The organism is Acidipropionibacterium thoenii DSM 20276 (assembly GCF_000423445.1).
Classification (GTDB): Bacteria; Actinomycetota; Actinomycetes; order Propionibacteriales; family Propionibacteriaceae; genus Acidipropionibacterium; species Acidipropionibacterium thoenii.
In genome coordinates, this window is sequence record NZ_AUHZ01000017.1 from 40,425 (window position 1) to 57,208 (window position 16,784).

Sequence of the window (16,784 nt, forward strand, 5' to 3'; positions counted from 1 at the left end):
TCAGGCCTTGATCGCGCTGATCTCCAGCTCCAGGGTGATCTCGTCGCTGACCAGCACGCCACCGGTCTCCAGGGCGGCGTTCCAGGTGATGCCGAAGTCCTTGCGGGAGATCTTGGTCTTGCCCTCGAAGCCGATCCGGGTGTTGCCGAAGGGGTCCTTGGCCTCGCCGTCGAACTCGAAGGGGATGGTGACCGACTTGGTGATGCCCTTGATCGTGAGGTCGCCGGTCAGCTCGAGGTCCTCGCCGGAGACCGCGGCACCGGTGGAGACGAAGGTGATGGTCGGGTACTTGTCGACCTCCAGGAAGTCGCCGGACTTGATGTGGCCGTCACGGTCGGCGACGCCGGTGGTGAAGGAGTCGGTCTTGATGGTCACCGAGACGGCGGCCGAGGAGGGGTCGGCGCCGTTGCCCGAGGCGGTGCCCTCGAAGTCGGTGAAGGAGCCGCGGACCTTGGTCACCATCGCGTGGCGGGTGACGAAGCCCAGCCGGGTGTGGGCGGGATCCAGGGTGTAGGAGCCATTGAGTTCGCTGAGAGTGGTCATGGGGTTCTCCTTGTGGTCGAGAGCAGTCGGTCGGTGAGTTGCTGCGGACCGAGGTGCTGGGAAGGGTCAAGTGGTTGACGCGTCACTCATCATGGCGCACACTTGGTGACATGTCAACTATGGAGCCCACGAATTATTCCAGCTCGGCTCCGCGGGGGAGGATGAGCGACATGAGTGAGGACACCCCGTGGCTCGACGACCATCAACAGCGCGTCTGGAGACTGTGGCTCGAGGTCACCAATGGCCTTCCGGTGCTGCTCAACCGGGAACTGGCCACCGACTCGGAGCTGTCCCTCCAGGACTTCGAGGTGCTGGTCTTCCTCTCCGAGACCGAGGACCACTCGATGAGGGTGGTCGCCCTGGCCGACGCCATGCACTGGGAGCGCTCCCGGCTGTCCCATCAGCTCACCCGGATGGAGAAGCGTGGCCTGCTCTTCCGTGAGTCCTGCTGCACCGACGGCCGCGGCCAGCTGGTGCGGCTGTCGGACAGCGGGTGGGAGGCCGTGGTGGCCGCCGCGCCGGGCCACGCCGGACTGGTGCGCCGGGTGGTCTTCGGTGGTCTGAACATGGATCACCTCGAGGAGCTGGAACAGATCCTCGGCCACATCAGCGCCACGATGGCCGCCGAGCGCGAGGCCCTTGAGGGCTGAGGGCGGCGTCCCAGGGTCTGGGGCGCCGCGACGGGACGGGATACGGGGCAATAGCCTCAGTCGTTGGTATTCCGTCGTGTCAGAGGAGCTCACGTGTCCAGCAGGTCCCGCCACTCGCAGGCATCCGTCGACCAACGAGAGGCAGCCCCCGCACCGAGGATGAAGGGCCGCCATCTGGTGATGATGAGCCTCGGCAGCGCGATCGGCACCGGCCTCTTCCTGGGCTCCGGCAAGGGCATCGCCGCCGCCGGACCCTCTGTGCTGGTGGCCTATGTGGTGGCCGGGCTGGTGGTCATCGCCATCATGCGGATGCTCGGCGAGATGGTCGCAGCCCACCCCGACTCCGGAGCCTTCTCCGTCTACACCTCCCGCGCCATGGGCCCGGCTGCCGGATTCGCGATGGGGTGGGTCTGGTGGGTGGAGCTGGCCGTGGTGGTGGCGGCCGAGGGCACCGCCGCCGCCCAGATCTTCCTGGCCGCCTGGCCGATCGCCCCCGACTGGCTGCTCACCCTCGTGTTCATGGTGGTGCTCACCGTCATCAACCTGCTGGGGGTCGACAAGTTCGGCGAGTTCGAGTTCTGGTTCGCCCTCATCAAGGTGGCCGCCGTGGTCGGCTTCCTGATTGTCGGCGTCCTGCTGCTGTGCGGGGCGCTGCCCACCCCGGCTCCTGGCCTGACCAATTTCCTGCACCATGGCGGGTTTGTGCCCAACGGCTGGCCGGGGGTGGCCACCGGTCTGCTCATCGTGATCTTCGCCTTCGGCGGTATCGAGATCGTCGCGGTCGCCGCTGCGGACACCGAGAATCCACGCCAGCACATCGGCAAGGCCATCAACACCATCATCTGGCGGATCCTGGTCTTCTACATGGGGTCGGTGGCCATCATGGTCTTCGCGCTGCCCTGGGACGATCCCAAGCTGGCCAGTTCCCCATTCGTGGCGGTGCTCTCGCTGGCCCGGATCCCCGGTGCCGACGCCGTGCTCACCCTCATCATCGTGCTGGCCATCCTCAGCTCCCTCAATGCCAACCTGTACGGCGACTCCCGGATGCTCTGCTCCCTGGCCCAACGCGGTATGGCGTCGAAGGTCGTGATGCGCAAGGGGCGCCGCAATGTCCCGGTGGCCGCCGTGCTGTCGAGCGTCGCCTTCGGCTATGTGTGCGTCGTCCTCACCTACATCTGGGGCGCCAAGGTGCTGGACGTGCTGCTCAACATCGTGGGCTCCACGATCATCGTCACCTATCTGTTCACCATCTCCTCGCAGATCATCCTGAGACGCCGCGCCGAGAAGCACGGGGAGACGCTGCCCTTCAGGATGTGGGGCTACCCCTACCTGTCGTGGCTCACGCTCGTGGTGCTCATCGGGATCATCGGGCTGGGCATGACCGACGCCGGGGTCCGCAGCCAGATCCTGGCCACCTTCGGGCTGACCGTCGTGCTCTTCGTCATCGGCATCGTCCGCACGCGGCAGCTCGGCCAGGACCCGTTCAAGCCCGTCGTCACCCCCGGAGACCGGCTCGTCGACGCCGACCCGGCCGCCGAGCCCGCCGGGGAGGTCTGAGATTCGAGTGACGAGCCCTTCCTCGTGTTGAGCGACGCGGGGCGGGGCGTCAGGTCAGGTCCGGCCAGCCGGTGGTGAGATAGGCCTCGACCGCCCGGTGCCTGAACGCGTATGGCTTTCCCCTTGCGATGATTCCGCGCATGCTGTCCAGACGTTGTGAGGTGGGCCCCGCGTTCGACGCCCTCGGGTAACCCATCTCCGCTGCGATGCGCGTGAGAGTGCGGTCCTCGGGCGCCAGCCCTGACATTGCCTCCAGGAACTCTCGCTCACGACCCGGGAGGCGCTGGAGGATGCGCTCGACATGCGCCGCGGCCTCCGGGCGTGCGATCTGCCAGCCGGCGAGGACGTGATCCCGGGTGATCACGTCAGACCCGTCGGCGTACCAGGCCTGTTCCCCGGCCAGCTGGAAAAGGAATGGCTCACCGCAGCATGCCCGCAGGATCGCGTCGCGGGCGTCAGGGGTCATGCGCACCCGCCCGATTCCGCCCTCGTCGTCGGGGACGGGCCAGCCGTCGGTCACAAATGGTTGAAGGGCCGAGGCCAGATCCTCATCGTCAAGCGGAGCGAGGATCGTCGTCCTGAACCGGCGGGTGAATGTGGCGCCCTTGTCCGCTCCTGCTGCCTCGGCGAAGTCTGGAAGGCCCGTCAGATACACCGCGATCGGCAGCGACCGGATGAACTCCATCCCGCCCGGTGCAGTGGCTGCGATCTCGTGGGCCAGGGCGTCGCCGAACACAATGAGCAGCTGGGACAAGGCATCTGCGTCATTGATGTTCTGCACCTCGTCGAGATGGATGAGCACGGCTGTGTCCCCTTGTCGGAGAGCTGCCTGGCCGATCTGCACCAGCAGATCGGCCATCGCGGTGAAAGGCTCGGGCCCCGGCTGGCCGTGCAAGGTTACAGAGATCCCTCCTGCCGCAACTGTCTCGACGCGTCTCAGCTGATCTCCGATGCGCTTCTCGCGGGAGCTGGGCAGTCCTGCCTGATCGGCGAGACTCAGGAGCGCCCTCGCCAAGATCATCAGTGGATCCGACCCCGACGGCACGCGCAGCTGAGGCGTCACCCAGTCTCCGGACGCTGCCGCATCGCGGGCGATGCGGCGGACAAGTGCGGACTTTCCCAGACCTGCCTCGCCGAGGATCGTTCGTCCTCGTTCGGGCAGGCCAGCGACACGACGGGGGCGAACCACGTCGCGCCAGTCGCTCAACTGGGCAGTCCGTCCGGCCCACACCTGAGGAATCGTGTCGGCGCCGGGGCTGAAGGGGCAGTCAAGGGCGGTCCTCATTCTGATAATTTTATCAAAGTCGCAGGCCTTCTGGAAAAGTTATCAAGCAACCGAACGTCCGGGAACTCGAGCTGGGCCAGGAGGTCTGAGGGCTACCGGGTGTGGGCGGGGATCTGTGAGTGCACCTTCCGTCCCTCGAGGCGGTCGGTGAGCTGGGACCGGTAGATCGAGACCGGCCCCACCACCCGGGAGGCGACCGCCACCGCGATCATGCCCGGGGCCAGCAGGGGGACAGGTTCCCGGTCATCTCGCCGACCATCAGCATCATGCCGACCGGGGCGTGGGCGGCCGCCCCGAAGCAGGCGATCATCCCCACCACGATGAACGACGTCGGCGAGGCCGGAATCCCGGGCAGTCCCTCCAGCAGACGCCACACGGCGGCCCCGGTGGCCCCGCCGATCACCATGCCGGGGCCGAAGACCCCGCCCGATCCGCCCGATCCGATGGACAGCGTCGTCGCGGCGATCTTGGCGAAGGGGATCGCCAGGACCATGAGGAGAGGCATCGCGCTCAGCGTCTCGGGGATCATCTGCTGGGCGATCGTGCCGTAGCCGGTACCCAGGGCGGCGGGCACCACCAGGCCCAGCAGGCCGACGCACAGCCCGCCGATGGCCGGCGTCAACCAGCCGGGCAGGCCCAGCCCGTCGAAGAAGTCGGAGCCGCGGTAGAACACGACGCAGTACAGCCGGCCCATCGCACCGGCGGCCAGGCCGATGAGGACGAACCAGAGAATCTGCAGCGGCTGGTTGAACTGCTCGCCGCTCAGCGTCCCGAAGATCGGGTCGAAGCCGTAGACCGATCCGAAGACCACATAGGCCACGATCGAGGAGATGAGCGAGGGCATCATCGCGTCGGCCTCCAGATCGTCCTTGTAGAGCAGCTCGGCCCCCAGCAGGGCGCCTCCCAGGGGCGCCCGGAAGATCGCCCCGATGCCCGATGCGGTGGCGGCGATCACCGCGATCCGGGCGTCCGGGGTCTTGATCCGCAGACGCCGGCACAGGCTGGAGATGACGGTGGCGCTGATCTGGGCGGTCGGGCCCTCGCGTCCGCCCGAGCCACCGGAACCGATGAGGATCGAGGAGGCGAGGATCTTCACCGCCGCCACCTTGCCGCGCAGCGACGTCGGATCGTGATGGGCGGCGCGGATGGCGTTGTCGGTGCCGTGGCCCTTGGCCGCGGGGGCGACGAAATACACCAGGAGCCCGGAGACCAGCGCACCGCCGGTCACCACCAGGGGGATCGCCCAGGGCCGGGTGAACCCCGAGCCGGCGCCGCCGTCCCCCTCCCCGGCGGTGCTCGGCGGGGTGTAGCCGCCCAGATATCCCAGCAGCCAGCGGGTGCCCGTGTGCAGGCAGAAGTAGAACAGGATCGCGCCCAGGCCCGAGACGATCCCGATCACCACACCCATCAGCAGCCAGCGGTTGAGCGAGTCCCGGAACGCCATGGGGCGGTGGGGCACCAGCGCCGAGCGGAACCGGCGCAGCAGGTTCTTCCAGCGCTCCCTGAGGGTGGACGCGGTGGGTCCCTTCGTGGGGTCAGTGGTGGATCCGGGCGTCATCGCGCATCACCCGTGGAGGTCGGTGCGGTGGGGGTGCCGTGGCCCGATGCTGCGGCCGCGACGTTGAACAGTTGAAGGCCCTCGAGGACCAGAGGAACCTCATCGGGCTTCAGGTGCTCGAACAGATCCTGCATCTCGGCGCGCCTGCGGGCATTGACCCGGGTGACCAGGCGATGACCCTCGGGCGTGATGGACAGGGCGTTGGACCGACGGTCCTGAGGGTCGGGGCGCCTGTCGAGGAGCCCTTTGGCGACGAGCTTGTCGATGAGCCGGCTGCTGGTGGAGCTGTGCACCCCCAGGAGCCGTGCGAGGTCGACGCCGCGCGACGTCCCGCCGTCGACCAGAACCAGGACGCGGTACTGGGGAAGCGTGATGTCGTCGCCGATGCCGATGAGCGACCGCGCGGCGATGTCCACCAGGGCGCGCGAGACGTCCATGGCCTGGTCGACGACGGCATCGGCATCGATCGCCGGGGCGGGCCGGTTCGCCGGGGCGGTACCGCCCGTCGACGTCGCGACGATGTCTCGCTCGGGTATCTGCATGGCGCAATTGTTGCACCAGGCAGTAATTGGGTCTCGCCCAGGGTGAAGAAGACCGTGCCGCCGCGGCCCCGGCGTCGGCGATAGCGTGGCCCCATGGCCAGGATCATCGTCACAGCCCCCCAGATGCCCGATGCGCTCGAACTCCTCTGCGACCACGACGTCGTGGGAGGGGACCACTTCATGACCCGCGAGGAACTGGAGGAGGCCATCGTCGACGCCGACGCCGTCCTCAGCTCCCTCTCCGACCCCCTGGACGCCGCGATGCTCGCCCGCGCCCCGAGGCTCAAGGTCGTCGGCCAGTGCGCCGCCGGGTTCAACAACGTCGACATCGAGGCCGCCACCAAGCAGGGGATCGTCGTCACCACCACCCCCGGGGTGCTCCACGAGGCGACCGCGGACCTGGCCTTCGGGCTCATGCTGATGGCCACCCGCCGCCTCGGCGAGGCCGAGCGGCTGGTGAGCGCCGGCACACCGTGGCGCTACGACCACACCTTCATGCTGGGCGCCGGCCTCCAGGGCGCCACCCTGGGCATCATCGGCCTGGGGCAGATCGGCGAGGCGATGGCCCGCCGCGGCGCAGCCTTCGGCATGGACGTCGTCTACACCGCCCACCACGACCACGACACCTCCGCCGTCGACGCCACCAACCCGGCCACCGCCGCAACCCGCCGGGTCGATCTCGACGAACTGCTGAGGGTCTCCGACGTCGTCTCCCTGCACTGCCCGCTGACCCCCGAGACCACCCACATCATCGACTCGGCGGCCCTGGAGAAGATGAAGCCGACCGCCTTCGTCGTCAACACCGCGCGCGGCGCCTGCATCGACGAGAACGCCCTGGTCGCAGCCCTGCGGGCCGGGACGATCGCCGGGGCCGGGCTCGACGTCTACGAGCACGAGCCCTCGATCACCCCCGGGCTGCTCGAGATGGAGAACGTCGTCCTGCTGCCGCACATCGGATCGGCGGCCCGCCCGACCCGCGCGGTGATGAGCGCCCTGTCGGCCCGCAACATCCTCGCGGTGCTCGACGGGAGGCCCGCCGAGACCCCGGTGAACTGAGATCGGTGGACGGAGCCCCGCCATGACGACGCTGCTCATCGACATCCAACTGGGGCCGGGGTCCCTGGGCGAGGTCGCCCGGCGGATGGGCGATGCCGTGGCCTGGCCGGCGAGCACTGTGCCGACGATCGTGGCCGTCATGGAGGCGGCCCAGGTGCTTGCGGACGTGAGGGCCGACGGGCGGAGCTGGGACGCGGTGGTCGGCCTGGGGTACGGGTGCGGTCCGGCCGCGGCACTGGTGCGCGACGGGGCCGTGGGGCGGGCGGTGCTCATCGACCCGCCGCCCATGTTCGCCCACAACGACTTCGGCCTCGCCTGGCTGGAGATGGCGACCCACGGGGAACCGCCCGCCGAGGCTCCCTGCATCGAGGAGCTGATCGGCTTTGGTCTCGAACTCGAGCCTTCGGCGGTCATCGAGCCGCCGGAGTTCCTGGCCCGGGAGGTCAGGAGGATCCGCAAGGAGTGCTCGGGGGCCTGGGATCTGCCAGATTCGGTGCGCGACATCGGGGAACTCATCGGCGCTCACGGCACCGCCGGGCCTTACCCGATGGAGTTCTACACCGACTTCGTCGCACAGTGGTACGGGGCGCGCCTGACCGGTGATCCGGCGCTGTGGAGCCGTGTGGCCTCCATCTGGAGCCGGGCCGACCGGCCTCGCCAGCCCAACGACGAGACGCTGCCGCTGCAACCCGAGCCCGACGTCGTCGAGGCGGTCGACTGGATGCACGCCTGGCAGGAGGCGGATCTCGACATCACGGTGTGGCTTCCGGTCGAGCACCATCCGCTGGTCTCCGCACTGCGGCGGCGGGCACCCGGGCGGCCCTTGGCCGCCAAGCCGTGGGACGCCCTGATCTGGGCCACGGCCCCGGAGGTCCTTGCCGCTGAACTCGCTGAAGCGGTCGGGTGGGTCGTTCCGCGGAGTTGACCTGCCGACGATCACCCCCTCTAGGCCCATTTCCGGGCAGATCCGCGCGAAAACGCGCCTCGCGAGAGTAATCGTCGGGGACTCCATTTACGAAACGAAATGCTCACGTAAAGCAGACTCCGGGCTACGAGGATGCCGGTCCTGCACAACTGTGGCGACGAGGTGCACGTCCGTGCTCATCGCACCCGGATATGTGCACATCGGAAGTACGCAATAGGCGACTCCCACATGTTTAACTACTGTCTGTAGTGGACTTGGCAATGGCGCACAGGCAGGTACCGATCAGCCGGACCGGCGCCCCGGAAGGAGCTTCACACATGAGGACCATGGACGCAGACGTCGTCGTCATCGGTGGCGGTGCCACCGGTGCAGGCGTCGTGCGGGACGTTGCGATGCGCGGATTCTCCGCCGTCCTGCTGGACAAGGCCGACCTCGGCCAGGGCACCACCGGCCGCTATCACGGCCTGCTGCACTCCGGCGGACGTTACGTCGTCTCCGATCCCGAGTCGGCCACCGAGTGCGCCGAGGAGAACGAGATCGTCACCCGGATCCACGCGGACGCCGTCGAGAAGACCGGGGGCCTGTTCGTCGTCACCCCCGACGACCCGATGGAGTTCTCCGACCAGTGGACCGAGGGTGCCACCAAGTCGAAGGTGCCGTGGACCGAGATCAGCACCGCCGAGGCGCTGCGCCGCGAGCCCCGTCTCAACCCTGGTATCAAGCGGGCCTTCGCCGTCCACGACGGCACCGTCGACGGCTGGCAGATGGTCTGGGGAGCCGCCCACTCCGCCGAGGATCACGGCGCCAAGGTGCTCACCTACACCGCCGTCACCGAGATCATCCGGGAGGGTGATCAGGTCACCGCGGTGATCGCTCACGACCTCAAGAACGATGAGCAGGTCACCATCACCACCCGCTTCGTCATCAACACCGCCGGCCCCTGGGCAGGACGGATCGCCGACCTGGTCGGTTGCCACGACGTCGAGGTGGTCCCCGGCCGCGGCATCATGATCGCCATGAATCACCGGCTGGTGAACACCGTCGTCAACCGCTGCATCTATCCCGCGGACGGCGACATCCTGGTGCCGGTGCACACGGTGTCTATCATCGGCACCACCGACGTCAAGGCCGATGATCCGCAGCGTCTGGCCATTCCTCGCAACGAGGTCCAGCAGATGTTCGACTCCGGCGAGGCCCTCATCCCGGGCTTCCGCGAGGCCCGTGCGGTGCACGCCTGGGCCGGCGCCCGGCCGCTGTTCAAGGACAAGCGGGTCGCCGCCACCGACACCCGTCACATGTCGCGCGGCATGAGCATCCTCGACCACGGCACCCGCGACGGCGTCCAGGGGATCGTCTCGATCATCGGCGGCAAGCTCACCACCTACCGCCTGATGGCCAAGAACGTCGTCGACGTGATGTGTGACCAGCTCGGCGAGAGCCGCCCCTGCACCACCGCCGACGAGGCGGTTCCCGGCTCCGCGGACGGCCACACCTACGTCATCACCCACCGCCTGCGTGAGAACGAGAAGGCCCGGGCCACGCACCTGGAGGTCAAGCCGAAGGCCACCGATGTGGCGGTCGCGGCCAAGGCGGGCAGGACGCCGTCGCACGCCGCGATCGATGACCAGATCATCTGCGAGTGCGAGCTGATGAGCCGCAAGATGCTCACCGACCTGCTCGCCGAGCAGCCCGACGCCACCCTCGACGACCTTCGTCGCCAGCTGCGGCTGGGGATGGGCCCCTGTCAGGGCGGGTTCTGCTCGATGCGCGCCACCGGCGTCGCCCTCGAGGACGGCGGGATCGACATCGAGCGGGCCACCGGCCTGCTGCGGCTGTTCCTCAAGAACCGCTGGATCGGCCTGTGGCCCATCCTCTACGGGGAGCAGGTCCGCCAAACCGCCCTCGACGACTGGATCTTCCAGGGCACCTTCGACGTCGAGCATCTTCCTGTTCCTGAGAGCGAGGTCGAACTGTGACCGCTACAGCTATTCCCACCACCCCCACCTGGGCCGGTGCCACCCCCCACGTCGTCGTCATCGGCGCCGGGATCGCCGGTCTGATCGCATCCCTTCGGCTGCGCGCCGCCGGTGCCAGAGTCACCCAGATCACCAAGGGTCTGGGCGGCATCCAGCTCGGCCAGGGATCGATCGACATCCTCGGCTACACCCCTGATCGGGTCTCCGCGCCGCTCGAGGCGGTGGCCGCCTTCGCCGCCGCCCATCCCGCCCATCCCTACTCCCGAATCGGGGTGGACGCCGTTCGGACCGGCGTCGAGTACCTCCAGCAGGTCGCCGGACCGGATCTTCTGGTCGGCGATGCCGAGCACAACGTCAACCTGCCGACCGCCGTCGGCGCGATTCGGCCCACCGCCCTGGTGCCCCCGACGATGGTCGCCGGGGAGCTCCACGACGGGCTCAAGCTCGTCATCATCGGGATCGCCCAGCTCAAGGACTTCCACCCGATGCTGGTCGCCCAGAACCTGTCGCGCACCACCCTGCCGGACGGTGGCCACGTCACCGCCCGCGCGGTGATGACCGACTTCGAGCCGCGTCCCAACGAGTTCGACGCCACCGGGCTCACCTTCGCCCGGGCGCTGGATGACCCGAAGACCCGGCGGACCTTCGCCGAGGGGATCAAGGCCCTGGTCAACGAGGGCGAGACCGTCGGTCTGCCGGCGGTCCTCGGCGGGGAGGACCACAAGGCCGCATTCGCCGAGATCTGCCAGATCATCGGCGCCCCGGTCTTCGAGATCCCCTCGCTGCCGCCGTGCGTGCCGGGGATGCGCCTCAATGAGGCCCTGGTCAAGGCTGTCAAGGATGCCCGGGTCGAGTTCATCCTGGGTACCAAGGTCACCGGGTTCACCGCTGCCGATGGGCACCTGGTCTCGGTGACGGCGTCCACCGCCGGTCACAAGCGTGAGATCGCCGCCGATGCCTTCCTGCTGGCCGCCGGTGGTTTCGAGTCCGGGGCCCTCAAGCTGGACTCCCACGGCCATCCGCTGGACACCGTGCTCGGGCTTCCGGTGAAGCTGCCCGACGGGGTCGACGAGGAGCACCTGGTCACCGACAAGTACTGGGGTGTCGCTCAGCCGCTGTTCAAGGTGGGGGTCGACGTCGACGAGTCGATGAAGGTGGTGGACGGCGGATCGCCGGTCTACGACAACGTCTATGCCGCTGGTGGCGTCATCGCCGGAGCCACCCGGTGGCAGGAGAAGAGCGGTGAGGGGATCGCTCTCGGATCGGCTGTCAAGGCGGCCGACGCCATCCTGGCCTCGCTGCCGGTGGTTGCGGCCACTGGTCTTGCGGCGTCCTCCCCCCTCGCAGCAAGCGCGGAAAGGAACTGAAATGGGAGTCATTGAGGAGACCTTCGCCGGTCACGAGGTGGCCCGCGCCTCCCTCGACAACTGCGTCAAGTGCACCATCTGCGAGACGGTGTGCCCGGTCGCCAAGGCCAATCCGCTGTTCACCGGGCCGAAGTACAACGGCCCCCAGGCCGAGCGCTTCCGCGACGGGGCCTCGGTGGATCACTCCCTGCAGTGGTGCGATTTCTGCGGCATCTGCACGCTGAACTGCCCGCAGGGGGTCAAGATCGCCGAGCTCAACGAGCAGGCGGCGACCAGGATGAAGGAGCAGAACGGCTTCCCGCTGCGGGACCGGATCATCCCCGAGACCAATCTCGAGGGCATGTTCCTGTCCCCGGTGGCACCGGTGGCCAACTGGGCACTGGGGCTGCGGCCGCTGCGCGTGGTGATCGAGAAGGTCATCAAGATCCATCGCGACGCGCCGATGCCGACTGCTCACACCGAGACCCTGGCCAAGTGGCTCAAGCACCGCACCAAGACCGACATCAAGCCGACCAAGGGGCCGGTGGTCTTCTTCCAGGGCTGCGCCGGCGGCTACTTCGAGACCGAGACCTCCAAGAAGTCCATCGAGGTGCTGGAGCACCTGGGCTACGAGGTCTTCGTCCCCAAGCAGTCCTGCTGCGGACTGGCCAAGCAGTCCAACGGGCTGTTCAAGGGAGCCACCAAGGACATCCTCAACCTGTGCGACAACCTCCTGAAGTTCGGCAACGAGCTCCCGGTGGTGTCCTCCTCGGGTTCGTGCATCGGGATGGTCAAGCACGAGGCCCACGAGGTCATCGGGGTCGACGACCCGCGGCTGGCCAATGTGTCGGTGCGCTCGCGCGACTTCTGCGAGTTCCTCATGGAGGAGTACCGGGCCGGTCGCCTGGACGCCTCGGAGTTCAAGGAGATCGATCTCACGGTGCCGTACCACCAGCCCTGCCAGGTGAAGAGCCAGGGAATGGGCTTCCCGGCCGTTCAGCTGATGGAGCTGATCCCCGGGGTCAAGGTGATCGAGTCCAACGAGCCGTGCTGCGGAATCGCCGGCACCTACGGCCTGAAGGCCGAGCGCTACGACACCGCCCAGAAGATCGGCAAGGGCGTCTTCGAGCACATGCAGAACTACAACGAGGGCGTCGGTGTCTGCGACACCGAGACCTGCCGCTGGCAGATCGCCAAGTCCTCGGGGGTCAAGATCGTGCACCCGGTGTGGCTGCTGCACCATGCCCTGGGACTGTCGGACAATCTGCTGAAGTGAGTCCGCGGGTCGGCTGGTTCGGCTGGCTGGGCTGAGATCGGCTCTGGCCGGGCGGGGTCCGGCCAGGGTCCGGCCAGCCTTTCGGCACGGATGCAGGGAAATGGCACGGATGTAGTGGAGCTCCACTGCATCCGTGCCATTTCCCTGCATCCGTGGTCTGGGGCGGTGGATGTCAGGGTGCTGATCGGTCTGTCGACAATTGCCCGATCGGGCAGACTTCTGGTCCTTCTCTGTACGAGAGGATTCGACGGGTCTAATGTGACAACCATGTTCGCGGATGCGAGCTCCACCAATCGATCAGGGAGGCTCGTTATGAGAATCAAGAAGGCGTTTATTGGAGTCGGAGCAGCAGCCCTGCTCCTTGGGGGGCTCGCGATACCAAGTGCGCATGCGGGTAGCTCGCTCTGCCCAGTAAGCAGAGTGTGTGTCTACTCCGACATCAACACCATCGACGACAACACGCTCACCTCATGGGCCACGAACGGTTCATGCTGACCGCCCCCGGTGGACCGTCCCCACAGGGACGGTCCACCGGGATGGTCGAAAGTTCGCGTCCAGAAGTGGTACGGGTGGAATCAGTGACCCGGACATACGTCAGCCAGGCCGGGCGGGTGTGCGCTGTTGATTGCGCCAGTGTCTCACTCATGGCCGGCGAGATGTGCGCGATGCTCGGGGCGAGCGGGTCCGGAAAAACCACCCTGCTCAATATCATCGCAGGATTGGATGTTCCTGACTCTGGATCAGTGATGGTGCGAGGTGTCGCCCTCAATGGACTCTCGGAGAAGGAACGTGCCCGGATTCGCCTGGAGAATGTCGCCGTCGTATTCCAGGACGACAATCTCATCGCGGAGTTCACTGCGCGGGAGAACATCGCAATTCCGCTCTTGGCCAGGGGGATGACCTTCCGCGAGGCGGATCAACGCGCGGATGACGCTCTCCAGGAGCTGGGAATCGGTGACCTCGGTGACCGTCCTCCGGCGGACATGTCCGGTGGACAGCGCCAGCGAGTCGGGATCGCACGGGCCTTGGCCGGCGAACAGTCCGTTCTGCTCGCCGATGAGCCTACCGGGGCGTTGGACAGCAAGGCGTCCCGTGCGCTGTTCGAGCGGTTGGGAGGACTTGCTCATGATCATGGGGTGTGCGTTCTCGTCGCTACCCATGACCTGCTGTGCACCGAGTACGCCGACAGGATCGTGAATGTGAATGATGGCAGGATCCTGGAATGAGGGTCCCCATTCGATTGGCGATCCTATGGATCGGGAACAAGAGGCGCAGGGTCAGCTCCATACTCATTGCCGCTTCGATGGCGTGTCTTGTGATGCTTTACATCGTCCTTAACTCGTTTGCCCTGAGTGGAGCTCAGATCGCAGACAAAGTGATGTCGAGCCATGATTATCAGATCGGGATTCCGAGCACGGCCCCGGGGGTGGCGTCAACCGTCGAGTCTCGGGTTAGACATGACCTTGAAACGGCGGGTGCTCATCATGTGGCGACACAGGTACAATCGTCAGATCTGACTGTTGATGGGGCTCGAACAACGGGGCTTGCTACGGGATTGCAAACAGTTGTCGAGTTCAGTGAGGTTTCGAATGGAGGATCGGACAGGCGCATAGTGTTGCGATCTGGTCGCATGCCCAAGAGTAGTTCAGAAGTGGCACTGTCACGCTCCTTGGATGAGAAGCTGGGGCATCCGGGCCAGATATCAGTATTCTCCGGGGTGAAGCAGATTGCTGTTGTCGGAGTGTTCGTGGATCCATATGCGACCGATATCTTGGAGGTGTATGGCGGTTCGAACCTGTGGCAGTCTCTGCCCGCGTCGATAAGAGGATCATTTCCTCAGAGCTCGTCCAGTCTTGTCGTGTCCTGGGACTCGTTGCCGATTTCCGAGGGTGCAGCTGTCCTCTCGAGGATCTCGGGTATTCCCGTGGACTCTCTGATGAATGGCTCGAACAGCAGGTCGTTCTATCTGACGTCGTCGCAGCGCTCGCTCACCCAGAGAACTCCAGGTCTGTTCACCTTCCCGTCCTTGGGGTTGATGGCTCTGGCAGGAATCGTCATGGTGGGCATGCTCATGCCCAGGCTCCGGGATGAGGCGGATGCGATCACGAGACTCGGCGTGCCTGGGCGGCCCGTCATCACCGGGGTTCTTCTGGCGATTGCCTCGCTTGTGATATCGGCAGCAGTGGTTGGTTCCCTGGCAGGCGTGCTGCTGGGGTGGCTGGCTCGCCTGTGGGTGATACCGCGGTTGCTGACTCAACCCATGTCCCCGTTCCCGCCGTTGGGAGGGTTGTTGGTGCGCCTGAGCGTGGTCTCGCTCACGTCGGCGCTGGTATCCGCGGTTGTCGTCTCCATTCCCCGGCGTGGATATCGCACATCGGGCCGTATCAGGAGGTGGACGAGGGTTGCGAGGCGTGGGGTGGCTGCCGGTGCGGTGGCCTGGTGCCTGTACCAGCTGGCGGTGGTGCGCTCGATCGAGGATGCGCTTGTCCTGGGCATTGTCATGACAGTCGCTGCGCTGCTGATCCTCCCCGATGCGGTGCATCTGGCTGTGCGGATGCCCCTTCCACCCAGCGTGAATGGGAGAATCGCGCACCGCCTCGCCCAGACGCAGGCCGGGAGGGTGACGACCGTTGCCGTCCTGCTGTGCGGATGCTTGGCCCTGCCGTGTTCGCTGACGGTGCTGGTGACCTCGATCCAGGTGTCGAACGCCGCCCAGGCGCTGGTGCCGAGAGGCCAGCTCGTCCTTCAGGATCCGATGGGTGAGGCTCCTTCTCCTGCCATTGTGCGAGCTGTTGAGCGCACGTCAGGTGTGCGCGACCCTGTGGCGGTGGGGAGCGCTGCCGGCGCGGTGGAGGGATCCGCGAGCAACTGCTTCGGCGTCATGGTGGTCTCCAGCACTGACGACCTGGCACGCCTGAATGACGCCCCCTTGGATGCGGCCGTCGTGAAGACGCTTGATGCGGGCGGTCTTCTGGACATCAGTGGTGCGAGGACGGATCTCACGTTTGTCCCCGACAACGGCAGGTCGAGAACACTTCCGACGGCTCACACAGAGTTCCAACCGGCATGGGCGCAGAAGTATGCCGCAGTCATGCTGAGGTCCACCGCTGAGGCCATGAACGTGACTGCTGCCAAGGATGCCTACGTCTACACCGGTGTCACGGATCGCCAGATCACCCTCACCAAGAGCGCGGTGTTCTCGGCCGGGGGTGATCCACGCGTCGTGAACTATCACGTCGACCCCGAGCCGCCGCCGATCCCGTGGGAGTGGTGGCTCGCAGTCGGGGCACTGTCGGTCATCGCCCTGCTCGCGACCTTCGTCTCCACCCGCGCCCTGGGGGCCGACCTGCGCCAGCATTCTGCGCAGTTCCTCGCCATCGGGCTTCCTCCTGCCACCGGTCGGTGGGTGCTCGCCAGTCAGCTCGGGGTGCTCACCTTCACTGTTGTTCCGCTGACGATCGCTGTCGGGATTCTTCCCACGGCGTTGGTGGCGGCGGTGAACAAGGGTTTGGAGTTGAGCGTGCCGACCGGTGTCATGGCGCTGGCTGCTGGTGTGCTCGTCGGTGCGGTTGCGATCTCAGGAGCTGGCGCGATGGTTGGGGTGACGGCCAAGGAGAGGACGGTGGACGCGCTGGTGTGAGGGAGCCGTTGATCGACAGGGTGGCCGATGCCCGATCCGCGCCATCGAGTGGTGATGACGGGGGAGGCTCAGCCGCGGCACTTCTGCAGCGCTGCCAGGGTCTTGCCCATGGTCGGCGTCTGGACGTACTGGTAGACCCCGAAGAGTTTCTGCAGGTCCAGCAGGTCGGTGCCGGCGCACCAGGCCTGGGTGGAGTAGGTGAGCGAGTCGCCTGCCGCCGACCCCAGAGCTGTGGGCGGGGTGAGACCGCGTCCCGGAGCGGCCCCGAGGTCCGGCGGGTGCTCCAGGCCCATGGGGTGCATGCCGCCGCCCATGGTGCCTGTGGTGGTCAGGTGTATCAGCCGGGGTAGTGCCTCGGGGTGGGCGGACTGGTCGTAGATCTGCGAGACGGTGGTGACGGCAGCCGGCAGGTATCCCTTGTCGGGTGCGG

The 16,784-nt window shown here is 66.8% G+C and carries 12 protein-coding genes and 2 pseudogenes; 9 read left to right on the plus strand and 5 right to left on the minus strand.

Features of this window, described 5'->3' with window-relative positions; translation table 11 throughout:
* Entirely contained in the window at positions 1 to 543 is a 543-nt protein-coding gene (locus G554_RS0107305) for a YceI family protein (protein ID WP_027587393.1), read from the minus strand.
* Between the two features lie 170 nt (positions 544 to 713).
* Between G554_RS0107305 and G554_RS0107310 the strand changes: the two genes are divergently transcribed.
* Together G554_RS0107310 and G554_RS15280 are read left to right on the plus strand one after the other, a co-directional pair.
* Positions 714 to 1,193 carry a MarR family winged helix-turn-helix transcriptional regulator gene (locus G554_RS0107310; RefSeq protein ID WP_036925004.1) on the plus strand — a complete coding sequence of 160 codons (480 nt, stop codon included), beginning with the start codon at positions 714 to 716 and terminating at the stop codon, positions 1,191 to 1,193.
* Positions 1,194 to 1,352: 159 nt separating this feature from the next.
* Positions 1,353 to 2,750 (plus strand): amino acid permease, encoded by a 1,398-nt coding sequence (locus G554_RS15280; RefSeq protein ID WP_084648394.1) that lies wholly within the window; start codon positions 1,353 to 1,355, stop codon positions 2,748 to 2,750.
* Between the two features lie 49 nt (positions 2,751 to 2,799).
* Here G554_RS15280 and G554_RS0107320 read toward each other — a convergent pair whose 3' ends face one another.
* The 3 genes and pseudogenes from G554_RS0107320 to G554_RS0107330 all read right to left on the minus strand — a co-directional run bounded on the left by G554_RS0107320 (position 2,800) and on the right by G554_RS0107330 (position 6,030).
* Positions 2,800 to 4,035 carry an ATP-binding protein gene (locus G554_RS0107320; RefSeq protein ID WP_027587395.1) on the minus strand — a complete coding sequence of 412 codons (1,236 nt, stop codon included), beginning with the start codon at positions 4,033 to 4,035 and terminating at the stop codon, positions 2,800 to 2,802.
* A gap of 92 nt (positions 4,036 to 4,127) precedes the next feature.
* Positions 4,128 to 5,593: pseudogene (locus tag G554_RS15285) on the minus strand (chloride channel protein).
* Positions 5,590 to 6,030: a MarR family winged helix-turn-helix transcriptional regulator gene (locus G554_RS0107330; RefSeq protein ID WP_154654212.1), complete on the minus strand. Its 441-nt coding sequence runs from the start codon at positions 6,028 to 6,030 to the stop codon at positions 5,590 to 5,592. The pseudogene G554_RS15285 and the gene G554_RS0107330 overlap by 4 nt, the downstream one beginning before the upstream one ends.
* 198 nt (positions 6,031 to 6,228) lie before the next feature.
* On the opposite strand from G554_RS0107330, the gene G554_RS0107335 reads away from it, so the two are divergent.
* The 7 genes from G554_RS0107335 (at position 6,229) to G554_RS0107365 (ending at position 16,354) form a co-directional block, all read left to right on the plus strand.
* On the plus strand, positions 6,229 to 7,191 hold the full coding sequence (locus tag G554_RS0107335; protein ID WP_027587397.1) for a 2-hydroxyacid dehydrogenase: 963 nt from the start codon (positions 6,229 to 6,231) through the stop codon (positions 7,189 to 7,191).
* A gap of 22 nt (positions 7,192 to 7,213) precedes the next feature.
* Entirely contained in the window at positions 7,214 to 8,116 is a 903-nt protein-coding gene (locus G554_RS0107340) for a hypothetical protein (protein ID WP_027587398.1), read from the plus strand.
* A 317-nt stretch (positions 8,117 to 8,433) separates the two neighbouring features.
* Positions 8,434 to 10,092: an anaerobic glycerol-3-phosphate dehydrogenase subunit GlpA gene (gene glpA / locus G554_RS0107345; RefSeq protein WP_027587399.1), complete on the plus strand. Its 1,659-nt coding sequence runs from the start codon at positions 8,434 to 8,436 to the stop codon at positions 10,090 to 10,092.
* Positions 10,089 to 11,459, plus strand: coding sequence for a glycerol-3-phosphate dehydrogenase subunit GlpB (gene glpB / locus G554_RS0107350; protein WP_027587400.1), 1,371 nt, complete (start codon positions 10,089 to 10,091; stop codon positions 11,457 to 11,459). The genes glpA and glpB overlap by 4 nt, the downstream gene beginning before the upstream one ends.
* Position 11,460: 1 nt before the next feature.
* Positions 11,461 to 12,714 (plus strand): anaerobic glycerol-3-phosphate dehydrogenase subunit C, encoded by a 1,254-nt coding sequence (locus tag G554_RS0107355; RefSeq protein WP_027587401.1) that lies wholly within the window; start codon positions 11,461 to 11,463, stop codon positions 12,712 to 12,714.
* 536 nt (positions 12,715 to 13,250) lie between these two features.
* Complete coding sequence (locus G554_RS0107360) at positions 13,251 to 13,940, plus strand: ABC transporter ATP-binding protein (RefSeq protein WP_211220423.1); 690 nt, start codon at positions 13,251 to 13,253, stop codon at positions 13,938 to 13,940.
* A gap of 443 nt (positions 13,941 to 14,383) precedes the next feature.
* Positions 14,384 to 16,354 (plus strand): hypothetical protein, encoded by a 1,971-nt coding sequence (locus G554_RS0107365; protein WP_127843621.1) that lies wholly within the window; start codon positions 14,384 to 14,386, stop codon positions 16,352 to 16,354.
* A gap of 68 nt (positions 16,355 to 16,422) precedes the next feature.
* Here G554_RS0107365 and G554_RS17810 read toward each other — a convergent pair.
* Positions 16,423 to 16,784, minus strand: a pseudogene (locus G554_RS17810) (hypothetical protein); the annotation flags it as partial.